Source organism: Plectonema cf. radiosum LEGE 06105, from assembly GCF_015207665.1.
In the GTDB taxonomy this organism is placed as follows: Bacteria; Cyanobacteriota; Cyanobacteriia; order Cyanobacteriales; family Nostocaceae; genus Rivularia; species Rivularia radiosa_A.
In genome coordinates this window covers 16,197-27,272 of record NZ_JADEWL010000095.1, presented here as the reverse complement: position 1 = coordinate 27,272, position 11,076 = coordinate 16,197, and the positions used below count along the sequence as shown (strand labels likewise).

General features: G+C 38.2%; 12 protein-coding genes. 6 read left to right on the top strand and 6 right to left on the bottom strand.

Going from position 1 to position 11,076, the window contains the following annotated elements; genetic code table 11:
* Positions 1–854: 854 nt before the first annotated feature.
* Positions 855–1,931 (top strand): magnesium-protoporphyrin IX monomethyl ester (oxidative) cyclase, encoded by a 1,077-nt coding sequence (acsF, locus tag IQ247_RS22295; protein ID WP_193923382.1) that lies wholly within the window; start codon positions 855–857, stop codon positions 1,929–1,931.
* A 218-nt stretch (positions 1,932–2,149) separates the two neighbouring features.
* Here acsF and IQ247_RS22290 read toward each other — a convergent pair whose 3' ends face one another.
* The 4 genes from IQ247_RS22290 to IQ247_RS22275 all read right to left on the bottom strand — a co-directional run bounded on the left by IQ247_RS22290 (position 2,150) and on the right by IQ247_RS22275 (position 5,351).
* A complete protein-coding gene (locus tag IQ247_RS22290; protein WP_322745551.1) occupies positions 2,150–2,953 on the bottom strand; it encodes a cytochrome P450 in 804 nt (267 codons plus the stop codon).
* An 88-nt stretch (positions 2,954–3,041) separates the two neighbouring features.
* The gene (locus tag IQ247_RS22285) at positions 3,042–4,310 is read right to left on the bottom strand and encodes an RNA-guided endonuclease InsQ/TnpB family protein (protein WP_193923379.1); all 1,269 of its coding nucleotides are present in this window, start codon (positions 4,308–4,310) and stop codon (positions 3,042–3,044) included.
* The gene (gene tnpA / locus IQ247_RS22280) at positions 4,303–4,701 is read right to left on the bottom strand and encodes an IS200/IS605 family transposase (RefSeq protein ID WP_193923377.1); all 399 of its coding nucleotides are present in this window, start codon (positions 4,699–4,701) and stop codon (positions 4,303–4,305) included. Before tnpA ends, IQ247_RS22285 begins: the two co-directional genes overlap by 8 nt.
* 146 nt (positions 4,702–4,847) lie before the next feature.
* Positions 4,848–5,351 carry a cytochrome P450 gene (locus IQ247_RS22275; protein ID WP_193923376.1) on the bottom strand — a complete coding sequence of 168 codons (504 nt, stop codon included), beginning with the start codon at positions 5,349–5,351 and terminating at the stop codon, positions 4,848–4,850.
* A 278-nt stretch (positions 5,352–5,629) separates the two neighbouring features.
* On the opposite strand from IQ247_RS22275, the gene IQ247_RS22270 reads away from it, so the two are divergent.
* Positions 5,630–6,919, top strand: coding sequence for a Glu/Leu/Phe/Val family dehydrogenase (locus tag IQ247_RS22270; RefSeq protein WP_193923374.1), 1,290 nt, complete (start codon positions 5,630–5,632; stop codon positions 6,917–6,919).
* A 71-nt stretch (positions 6,920–6,990) separates the two neighbouring features.
* Here the strand turns inward: IQ247_RS22270 and IQ247_RS22265 are convergent, their stop codons facing one another.
* Positions 6,991–7,596: an SH3 domain-containing protein gene (locus tag IQ247_RS22265; RefSeq protein ID WP_193923373.1), complete on the bottom strand. Its 606-nt coding sequence runs from the start codon at positions 7,594–7,596 to the stop codon at positions 6,991–6,993.
* Between the two features lie 478 nt (positions 7,597–8,074).
* Here IQ247_RS22265 and IQ247_RS22260 point away from each other — a divergent pair, with 478 nt between their 5' ends.
* Positions 8,075–8,281 (top strand): type II toxin-antitoxin system HicB family antitoxin, encoded by a 207-nt coding sequence (locus tag IQ247_RS22260; RefSeq protein ID WP_193923371.1) that lies wholly within the window; start codon positions 8,075–8,077, stop codon positions 8,279–8,281.
* Positions 8,274–8,537, top strand: a complete 264-nt coding sequence (locus tag IQ247_RS22255; protein ID WP_193923370.1) for a type II toxin-antitoxin system HicA family toxin — start codon at positions 8,274–8,276, stop codon at positions 8,535–8,537. Before IQ247_RS22260 ends, IQ247_RS22255 begins: the two co-directional genes overlap by 8 nt.
* Before the next feature lie 5 nt (positions 8,538–8,542).
* Here the strand turns inward: IQ247_RS22255 and IQ247_RS22250 are convergent, their stop codons facing one another.
* Positions 8,543–8,887: a hypothetical protein gene (locus IQ247_RS22250; protein WP_193923368.1), complete on the bottom strand. Its 345-nt coding sequence runs from the start codon at positions 8,885–8,887 to the stop codon at positions 8,543–8,545.
* Between the two features lie 103 nt (positions 8,888–8,990).
* Here IQ247_RS22250 and IQ247_RS22245 point away from each other — a divergent pair, with 103 nt between their 5' ends.
* On the top strand, positions 8,991–9,656 hold the full coding sequence (locus tag IQ247_RS22245; protein ID WP_193923367.1) for a hypothetical protein: 666 nt from the start codon (positions 8,991–8,993) through the stop codon (positions 9,654–9,656).
* A 7-nt stretch (positions 9,657–9,663) separates the two neighbouring features.
* The gene (locus tag IQ247_RS22240; protein WP_193923366.1) at positions 9,664–11,004 is read left to right on the top strand and encodes a four-carbon acid sugar kinase family protein; all 1,341 of its coding nucleotides are present in this window, start codon (positions 9,664–9,666) and stop codon (positions 11,002–11,004) included.
* Positions 11,005–11,076: the final 72 nt, after the last annotated feature.

Sequence of the window (11,076 nt, the reverse complement as noted above, 5' to 3'; positions counted from 1 at the left end):
TACTAGTGGTCCACCACATTAATTTTGAGGAGTTAAAATACCTCTTCGTAGGTTGGGTTAAGCGTTGGCGAAGCCTGTCCGACAGGACATAGCGCAACCCAACGCGGGTGCCGAGGCTCCACTACGTTTTGCTTCGCAACGCTTGCGCGAACAGCCCAACCTACAATATTACATTGATTACCCCTCATAACTTATGTGGTGGAGTACTAGTGGTCCACCACATTAATTTTGAGGAGTTAAAATACCTCTTCGTAGGTTGGGTTAAGCGTTGGCGAAGCCTGTCCGACAGGACATAGCGCAACCCAACGCGGGTGCCGAGGCTCCACTACGTTTTGCTTCGCAACGCTTGCGCGAACAGCCCAACCTACAATATTACATTGATTACCCCTCATAACTTATGTGGTGGAGTACTAGTGGTCCACCACATTAATTTTGAGGAGTTAAAATACCTCTTCGTAGGTTGGGTTAAGCGTTGGCGAAGCCTGTCCGACAGGACATAGCGCAACCCAACGCGGGTGCCGAGGCTCCACTACGTTTTGCTTCGCAACGCTTGCGCGAACAGCCCAACCTACAATATTACATTGATTACCCCTCATAACTTATGTGGTGGAGTACTAGTGCTTTGTCCCATTAGTTTTGATAGATTGGATATTAGTCCTATTCATAGGACTTTCGCTTAAGAGCGGGGGTTTACAACCTTCGACGGGTTGCGGTTAAAACCAGTCATATTTAATGGGACAGACTACTAGTTTCAAATTGCTTTTTGTAAATCAATTTAAATATTTGTGCCAAAGATCAAAAATAGCAACTATTAATGGATATATTGCTGAAAGTGGATAAATTAAATAATTCTCATGGTTAAGTCTCTTCCAACCCCACACCCAGAGTTGCTAAAAGAAGGTGTAAAAGCTCCCGTACAGGAAACACTGTTAACCCCCCGCTTTTACACCACAGACTTTGATGCAGTGGCTCAGATGGATATTTCAGCGCATGAGACGGAGTTGAAAGCGATTGTAGACGAGTTGAAAGCTGACTACAATCGCGATCATTTTGTGCGCGATGATGAATTTAAACAAACTTGGGATAGTATTGACGGTGAAAAGCGGGAAGCTTTCATTGATTTCTTGGAACGTTCTTGTACTTCTGAGTTTTCAGGGTTTTTGCTATTCAAAGAGTTATCACGACGACTCAAAAACCGTAATCCCATATTAGCAGATGCTTTTAACTGTATGGCGCGGGATGAAGCACGTCATGCGGGATTTTTAAATAAAGCAATGGCAGATTTCAATCTTTCTTTAGATTTAGGTTATTTAACCAAAAGCCGTACATATACATTTTTTCCCCCAGAATGGATTATTTACACGGTTTACCTATCTGAGAAAATTGGTTATTGGCGCTACATTATTATGTTTCGTCACTTAGAAGCCCATCCAGAAAATCAATTTTATCCTTTATTCCGGTACTTTGAAAGTTGGTGTCAAGATGAGAACAGACACGGAGATTTCTTTAAAGCGCTGTTGAGATCCCAACCGCAATTGTTCAATAATTGGAAAGCACGTTTATGGGTGCGTTTTTTCTTATTAACGGTATTCGTCACCCACACATTAACGGTATTTGAGCGAGTCAACTTTTACAAGTCTCTTGGTATAGATGCTCGTGAATACAACAAACGAGTTATTGAAGAAACCAATAACACAGCCGCACGAGCATTTCCAGCGATTTTGAATACCGAACATCCAGAATTTTTCCGCAGATTGGAAGAATGTTCCGATCGCAATTTGCAAATAGCTCAAATCAGTAAGAGCGATCGCCCTCAATTGATCAAATTATTGCAAAAGGTACCATCATTTCTTTCAATTATGGGACATATGGTGCGGCTGTTTTTGATCAAACCGATTAATGCTGAAGCAACCAGAGCAGCAGTTCATTAAATTGATTTACTGGCTAAATAATTAAAGGGAATCAGCGTAAATCTTTTTTTTTAATTCATAAACAAAAGTTCGTAGTAAGGGCTTTAGCCCTTAAAATCTGAGGTGAAAATAGATAAGTATATCAAGCGAGCAAGCATTAAAAACTAAAGAAAATTTCGTAGTAAGGATTTTAGTCCTCTGAGGAAAGGACTAAAGTCCTTACTACAAAAGAATAAAAACTATTTTTTACAAATAAATTTAACTTTCAACTTATCCTTGGGATAAGCTGTAGGCGCTGGTATTATAGTTAAATCTTGCTCTGGTAAAAGTTCCCATTTATATTCCCGAACTAAAAGCGCTGCAAAAAGCTTCATTTCTAACTTAGCGAACTCCTTACCGATACATTCGCGCATACCGCCACCAAATGTTACATGAGTAAAGGGTTTCGTTTTATCCTCAGCCCGAGATGGTGCAAAACGTTCTGGGTCAAACTTCGATGGCTCAGTATATACACTGCTATCTTGATTTGTTTTAGGCACATTATATAGTACAGACCAACCTTGAGGGATAAAGTAACCGTTAAATTCACAAGATTCGATTACCTGTCGAAAACCACCACCAACGGGAGGAATCAAACGCAAGACTTCTTTAATAACTTGGTCTAAATAAGTCATTTGCTTGAGATTTTCTGAAGTTAAAGGTTGTGAAAATCCCAGTTGTTGCTGTTCGTGACGTACTTTCTCAAAAACTTCGGGATGCTGTGCTAGTAAAAGACACATAGAAGCAATTGCAGATGTTAAAGTTTCATGTCCGGCGAATAGTAAAGTTAATATTTGGTCTTTAATCTCTTCTACACTAAGTTTATTACCATCATCATCTGTCGCTTGTAATAACATCCCTAAAGCATCTTTATTTGAAGCAGGTTGTTGTTGACGCTGTAATACAATTTCTTCAATCTGCTTGACTAACAATTTACGACTGCGTAATGCTTTACCAAAATTAGTCCAAGGTAAATTCAGGGGAATGGTAAATAAACCTCTCACCAACTCTTCAAAAAGTTCGACAAAATTACTATCGCTAGCTGCATCCGTTCCTACAAGTAATTTACAAGCTACTTGATACTCCCCACGGCTAGAAGCCGGGGGATTCTTGAAGAGTCCACAAACGAACTTTCAATGGTGCTATCAAAGACACCCTACTGATTCCACTAAGTTCTAAACCTAGCTTTATCGCTACTTTGGCTATAATGTTCGCTGCGCCATTTGCATCAGCGTTAACCAAGATATTTGATTGTGTTTTAAACAAACCTCGTTTAATACGTTTTCCTGATGATTGCCACCGTTCAGGTTTTTCACCGAATCTAGGTAGCACATCATTATCTAAAAACGAGCTTTTACTGGTGTAACTTTCTTCAGTTTCTACAAACTTAATCCCATATTGTTCGCACAGTTGAGCAATTCTATCTTTCAAACGTGCTGTAGGGATTTGAACAAATTTTTGGTTATTCTTTTTTCCCATATCAGCGCCGTCTTTTTGTCCCTTGTTCCAACCAAAAACTAATGTGCCAATCTTGTTATCCAGACAATGATTAATGACCAATCTTGCCGCTTTGTTAACAGCATCTCTAACTTGACGGTTACGTTTTTCAGTAATGTGTGCTAGTTTCTCATTCCAGAATCCTTGAGGTTTATTCTCTTTAATTGTAGAGACTTGCTTGTTAAACCATTGATTCATTGATTTTAAATGCTTGCCATCGATGATGAAACTCGTACTAACGTTCGTTACGCAGGTTAACCAATTATTTAATCCGTGGTCTATCCCTAATACTTTTGATTGGTCTAACTCTACAGCAACATCATGCTGTTTATACACATATTCAATGTAAAAACATTTATTTCTTGGTAATATCCTAAACTCCTTAATGTCTACAAAATTAAGATTTGAAGGCATACGTATATAGAATGCATCCAAGCCAAACCAAGTTTTAACTTTACTACCAAGAGGAAAACGTAGCAACCCATCTTTAAGCTTGACATCAGCTTTTGGGTAAGTAACTAGTGCTAACCCACCCTTGCGGTATCCAGGAAGCTTAGGACGTTGGTCTACAGTCCCTTTCTTAGTACCTTTTAGTAGTCCAATATATGATTTGAAAGATTCTGTAACTGTTGTTAAACACTGTTGTGCAACGTGTGAATACATTGCTTGAAAGTGCAAATTACTTTTAAACAACTTATGTAAGTCGAACTTACTAGGTATCTTGCCTGTTTTGAAATATAACTGTCTTGCGTAATAAGTTCCACAATTAGCGAGTTTGGCTGATTCACTACACAAAAATTCTAGAATTGCAGCTAATTCTGAACTGGGGTTAATTAAGTGTTGTTGACATCCATAGCTAGACATTTTTTTGATTCTCAATGTATTGTTTGACAACTGATATTGGCGCACCCCCAACAGTGGAAACAAAATAACTATTTGTCCAAAGTGTTGGTAGTCTAGATTTCAACCAAGGAAACTCTTGTCTAAGAAACCTAGATGAACGTCCTTTCATATAACGAACAACTTTTGCAATACCAAATTGTGGATCTACTTCAAGTAAAAGATGTACATGATTCGGCATGATTTCCATCTCAAGAATTTCGCTGTTAAATTCATTAGCGACTTTTAAAATAATTTCTTTGAGACGAACATCTACACCATGAACTAGCACTTTTCGACGATATTTAGGGCACCACACAACATGGTATTTGCAAGAATAGGTAATATTATTATTTGACTTGTATTTTTGATTCATGAATTGATTATATGGCTCATCCTCATATAATAATCTGAAGTTCTAATAAAGATTATATGAAGTTGAGCTATATAATATTCAATGTGGCTGTTCGCTTAGCGTGCCGTAGGCATAGCCACCCAATCGTTTCACTGCGACTGAAGTCGCTACCGACTTATCCCCACGTCTAAAGCCGGGGGCTTGCGTCTCGTTTTTTGGTCAAAAGTGTATTTTCTAATTTCTGGGTACCAAGTCAAAGTACCCATTTTTTCCCATTTGTTAGAGTAACTGCGGAGAATTTCCTCCATTGTGGAACTATATTCAGCCAAAGCCCTTGGTTGAAACGCTTGTGAGAGAATTTTACGCCGCTTTTGATGGATACTGCCCATTTGTATGGATAATGAGCCAGGACCTAATAAAATCTTAGTACTACGAGGCCATTGCCCAGAAAAATATTTATTATCATTCGTAAACAGAAAACGGTTAGCTTCCGCACCAATCATAACTATGGTGGGATTGGCAAAAATATGGGTTTTAAAGATAGAACCGTATTTTTTGTATCGTTTATCTGTAAAATCTGAATCCCGTATAAAGCTGATTGTTTCCCCAATTACGGGTAAACCAAAGTTACCGGGAGGTAAAGGAAGTGTTTTGGAATTAGTAGTTGCCATTGAATTTTAGATTTTAGATTTTAGATTTTGGATTGTCTAGTAGTCCATTTCATTAGTTTTGCTGGCTTTGTTCGTCTACCGATGTACTGTAGAGACGTTATACATAACGTCTCTAGACAATTTTGGGAAAAACTAACCATTCAAAACTAATGATTTGGATTGTCTAGAGTCATCTTAAATAATCATTGTGGAACAAAAAATGTAACGAAATTTACAGAATTATCTACAACTATCAAAAATCAAGTTAGTCTGAAAACATATTTTAATCATTACATTTTATGGATCAAACATCGCCATTTGCACTGGATATTCCTTCTCCTGCATATATTTGTCCATTCGATCAAGCTTGTAGCTATTTAGATGCAGCAGCGAAAGAATTAAAGTTAGGACAAGGTGTATCAGAAATACTCAGTCATCCCCGGAAAGTAGTTACAGTTTCGATTCCGGTGAAACGAGACAACGGTGAAATACAAGTTTTAGCGGGACATCGAGTCCAACACTCTGATATTTTAGGTCCATACAAAGGTGGAATTCGTTTCCATCCAGCCGTGACACTGCGGGAAGTTTCGGCGTTAGCAATGCTGATGACTTGGAAATGTGCATTGTTGGGTATTCCTTATGGTGGTGCGAAAGGAGGTATTGCCATAAATCCGAAAAATTATAGTATCAGCGAATTAGAACGGATTTCCCGACGTTATATTAGCGAGTTAATCAAAGACATCGGACCATCCGTAGATATACCAGCACCAGACATGGGGACATCAGCCAGAGAAATGGCTTGGATGATGGATACTTATTCAGTAAATATGGGCCATGCAGTACCGGGAGTAGTCACCGGGAAACCGCTTTCTATCGGCGGTTCTTTAGGAAGAGAAATGGCAACGGGAAGAGGTGTAATGATTATTGTCCGTGAAGCCTTAGCAGATCGAGGTAAATCTTTAGCAGGTACCCGAATTGCGATTCAAGGTTTTGGAAACGTTGGTGCTGCTGCGGCTGAATTACTACATCAAGCTGGTGCAAAAATTATTGCTGTCTCTACAGGTGCAGGTGGTGTTTTTGCGGAGAATGGTTTAGATATTTTAGAATTACAAGCTTATGCAAGGGAGAACAACAGAAAAATTTCGGGATTTCCCCAAGCCAAACCAATTACTAATACAGAATTATTAACATTACCTTGCGACGTGTTGATTCCCGCAGCTTTAGAAAATCAAATTACCCAAGAAAACGTTAATCAAATTCAAGCTAATCTAATAGTTGAAGCTGCAAATGGCCCAGTGACACTCGAAGCAAACCAAGCTTTAGAAGCAAGAGGTGTAACGGTATTACCTGATATTTTAAGTAATGCTGGTGGAGTTGTGGTCAGTTATTTAGAGTGGGTACAAGGACTTTCCTATTTATTTTGGGATGAACAACGAGTCAACGGTGAAATGGAAAGCTTGATGGTGCAAGCATATCGTAAAGTAATGCACCAATCCCAGACGCGAAAAATTTCTCCCAGATTAGCTGCTTATGTCTTAGGTGTAGGAAGAGTCGCGCAAGCCTTAAATGATAGAGGATTATATCCTTAGTTGGTGGTTGGTTGTTGGTGGTTAGTTGTTGGTTGATAACTGTTAACTGTTAACTGTTAACTGATAACTGTTCACTGATTCTGATATTCACTACCACTAGCACGGAAACCCTTTTCTCTAAGGATAATATTACCGTTGTTGGCATTGTTAATAATAAAATCTACTTCACCGAAAGGAATAAACCTCACATAGTAAGCTGAATTATCTTTGATTGCGACATAGCTTTTCCATTTGCTCTGAGCATCAACTTGTGGCAATCTCGCAGCTTCTACAGCATATAATTCTGTCTTTTCACTACGATTGTCATAAACATTCATATAAATTTGTCCTTCTTCGGCATAAATTCTTACTGTCCTGCTATTGGTAGCAAAAAGCAATTGAGTTGAAGCCGGAGAAGGATTTGTGTAAGTTACTTCAATTACATCTTCCCGCACCCAACCGATATCATCTGTTTGGGAACCGAATTTTACTTTATACCAAGAGCGGGTATCTCCAGCAGGTTTGGTTTGGTCAAGAATTTTGACTTTATCACCTTTTTTTCCCTCGTGAATGACGCGATTATTCAGCGAAGGTCCGGAACGAATGTTTACTGTGTTAATAGTATTACTGTTAGTCTTGAGAATGCCATCGCTAGCTATCGCAGTTTGTATTGGTCTTGGTTGATTAGCGTCTGTCATTAGTTTATCTCCAATTATTAATACATGGGGCTACTCAAACATGGTACTAGCTCTGATTGCAATTGGAACGAAGCATGAAAGAAAGTAACTTTGTATAAATTAATTAATAGTTAAAAGTGTTCAGGTTTACTACTATTATTTGCTACAAATTTCTCGGAATGTAGTTTTTGCAACATTCTGAAATGTTTGAGGAGGTTAAGTATTTAAAAAACTTACTAGGCACTGAAGGTGCGGAGGTGCGGAGGGAAGAGATTATAGAAGGATGGTGAGAATAATTCGTGAGTGTGAGTTTTTTTAACTCGTTATAAATAACAGCAATTTAGACTTGAATATCATAATCAATAGCCATTGCAGCCATTTATTTTTCGATATCTTGATTTTATGGGAAAGTATTTGTATTGGTCTTTTTTCGCATTGAACTATTTTACAGATTCATTAAATTCAGTTTATCTTAGAAAAATAGAGCGTGAGACGATACATGAATAAAATTTTTACCGCAGTGATTTATTGGGAAGACGATGTGTATGTAGCTGAATGTCCTGAAGTAGGAACAGCTAGTCAAGGAGAAACTATAGAAGAGGCTATTAGTAATCTCAAAGAAGCAACGGAACTTTATTTAGAAGAGTTTCCCACATTAAAGAATTCTCGTCCTTTACTAACTACTTTCGAGGTAAAAAGTGCCTAAATTACCACGGGTGAAAGCCGCAGAAGTCATCCGTGCTTTGGAAAGATTAGGATTTGAACAAGTTCGTCAACGGGGAAGTCATGTGATTTTGAAAAAACAATTAAGTGTTGATAATGATTCGCAGGGAGAACCTCAACAAGTTATAGCAATTGGTTGTGTTGTACCGCTACATAATAAAACCATTGCACTTGGAACGCTTAAAAGTATTTTGAGACAGGCTGAGGTTTCGATAGAAGAGTTTTTAGCTCATCTTTAAAGTGTTTATCTTGTAGCTAGTTCTTCGTCAGTTCCTAAACTATCAGCCCATTCCCGTAAAAAATTATGTGCTATTCCAGAACCTTTACGACGGTAATCTTCAAAGGCTAATTTACTTTGTTGAACCATTTCAGCTTCAGAAACAGGTTGAAAATTTAACCCTGCGTCTATCTCACCGTACTCAAATGATTTTTCTATGGCTTGAATCGGTTGTTTTACAAGTAACTGTTCAAAATCTTTTAAGTTTCCAGATGAATTTGTTAGCCATGTTAAAAGAAGAGTTTTAACTTGTTCTGATGGTAATGCTTCAAGATGTTCTAATATTTGCTGTTGAATATTGCCTGCTGTCATGATTTTCTCAGTTTTGTAGTTTTTACCTGACTATTCCCTTCATACTTAAAATTAATACAATACCATCAAAATATAACCTACACACCCAGGAGAATATCTCAACGTGCAGCCAGATTTAATCGGCTTGGAAATTACTAAAGGTGAATTAAGACGCTTAACGGGGGTAGACTCTGAAGATGTTTTTCGTCCTTCGATTCTGAAAAACCGCGAACAACGATTTGGTTTTTTGATCAATGAAGTAATTACAGCTCTTGCTTTAACTCCTATTGTTGTCGGTTTTATTTATGCATTTATTATTTTACCTACCATTGGTTCGGAAATTATTTTAGGATTAGGATTGTTAGTTATTGTACCAGTATTAGTGATATTTATACGGTGGATTTGGCGTAAAAAAAGTTGCCCTAAATCCTTAACTAAACTTCTCGATGAAGTTGATCAATATCACGAAGTCATTCAAGCTATTGATATTAACGACCAATTAGATACAGCGGGAAATACACAAAGTCATATTCGCGATCGCCATCAAGTTATTGCTGCATTACAACTGATTCGAGAAGATTTGGTACGGGCTTTGAAAACGGAACGAATTTTACGCGATAATAAAAAGTTACTTGTGAACAATCAAGATTTATTTGTTAATAATTTAGCTCATCTACAAGCTTTGCAAGTTAGTACAGAGGCTGGGGAATACGCTCAACTTCTCAATCAATCATTGCAAATAGCTGTTGATGTTCAATCTCAAATCAGAAACTTACAGTCGCCCGGATGATTGAAATATGACTAATAAACCTAAAATAATTGTTCTGGATGATGATCCTACTGGTTCTCAAACTGTCCACAGTTGCTTGCTTTTAATGCAGTGGGATGTTGATACTTTGCGTTTGGGGTTAAGAGACGATTCCCCAATTTTTTTTGTTTTAACTAACACTAGAGCCTTAACTCCAGATAAAGCTGCATCTGTAACTAAAGAGGTTTGCCATAATTTAAAGTTGGCATTGGATGCCGAACAAATCAAGGATTTTCTTGTTGTCAGTCGTAGTGACTCTACATTACGGGGACATTACCCAGTTGAAACTGATGTGATTGCCGAGGAATTAGGTCCTTTTGATGCTCATTTTCTAGTACCGGCATTTTTTGAAGGAGGACGTATTACTAGCGACAGCGTACATTACTTAATGATTAATGATGTTCCTGTTGCAGTTCATGAAACTGAATTCGCTCGCGATTCAGTATTTAGTTACAATCACAGTTATTTACCCAAATATGTAGAAGAAAAAACTCAGGGACGTATTGCAGCCGATTCCGTAGAAAGATTTTTACTTGATGATATTCGGGGCGGTAGTCTGGAACGGTTGCTCAAGCTTAAAGACAATCAATGTGCTGTTGTCGATGGTGAAACACAAAGCGATTTGGATCAGTTCGCTGAAGATGTATTAGTGGCAGCAAGTCAAGGAAAACGCTTTTTATTCCGTTCTGCTGCGAGTATTTTAACCGCTTTAGCGATGCTACCGGACCAACCAATTTCCCCCGAAAACATGGCTGAATATGTAATTACGGGTAAACCGGGAGCGGTAATAGTTGGCTCTCACGTCAAAAAAACTACTCAGCAGCTAGAAGCCCTATTACAAGCCCAAGGTATTGTGGGAATCGAAATAGATGTAGTCCAATTGCTTGAGAAAGGGAATCAATCTGCTACACTGCTAACCCATATACTCAAAAATGTTCATGAGGCACATAAGGCTGGAAATACACCAGTAGTTTATACGAGTCGTCAGGAATTGACTTTTGAGGATATTACTACTCGATTGCAATTTGGAGCTAAGGTTTCAGGCTTATTAATGGATGTTGTTCGCGGTTTACCTGATGATATCGGATTTTTAATCAGTAAGGGAGGTATCACCTCTAACGATGTTTTAAGTACTGGTCTTGCTTTAAAAACCGCACGTTTACTCGGTCAAGTTCACAAAGGTGTTTCTATGGTAAGAACTCCAGAAAATCATCCCCAATTTCCTAATTTACCAGTGGTACTCTTCCCTGGCAATGTTGGCGATCGCGATGCTGTCTTCACTGTTTATCAAAGACTAAGCAAAAATATTCGTGATGGTTTAACAATTTAAGGTTTTAATTGCAATTGTCGATGTTAAAGGTTTACACATTGTTTGATAATTGCTTGATGTTCGTGTTTTGGC

What these genes read in the sequence shown, in the direction of transcription:
- acsF (WP_193923382.1), top strand. Translation starts at nt 855, where the DNA reads ATGGTTAAGTCTCTTCCAACCCCACACCCAGAGTTGCTAAAAGAAGGT.
- IQ247_RS22285 (WP_193923379.1), bottom strand. Translation starts at nt 4,310, where the DNA reads ATGTCTAGCTATGGATGTCAACAACACTTAATTAACCCCAGTTCAGAA.
- tnpA (WP_193923377.1), bottom strand. Translation starts at nt 4,701, where the DNA reads ATGAATCAAAAATACAAGTCAAATAATAATATTACCTATTCTTGCAAA.
- IQ247_RS22275 (WP_193923376.1), bottom strand. Translation starts at nt 5,351, where the DNA reads ATGGCAACTACTAATTCCAAAACACTTCCTTTACCTCCCGGTAACTTT.
- IQ247_RS22270 (WP_193923374.1), top strand. Translation starts at nt 5,630, where the DNA reads ATGGATCAAACATCGCCATTTGCACTGGATATTCCTTCTCCTGCATAT.
- IQ247_RS22265 (WP_193923373.1), bottom strand. Translation starts at nt 7,596, where the DNA reads ATGACAGACGCTAATCAACCAAGACCAATACAAACTGCGATAGCTAGC.
- IQ247_RS22260 (WP_193923371.1), top strand. Translation starts at nt 8,075, where the DNA reads ATGAATAAAATTTTTACCGCAGTGATTTATTGGGAAGACGATGTGTAT.
- IQ247_RS22250 (WP_193923368.1), bottom strand. Translation starts at nt 8,887, where the DNA reads ATGACAGCAGGCAATATTCAACAGCAAATATTAGAACATCTTGAAGCA.
- IQ247_RS22240 (WP_193923366.1), top strand. Translation starts at nt 9,664, where the DNA reads ATGACTAATAAACCTAAAATAATTGTTCTGGATGATGATCCTACTGGT.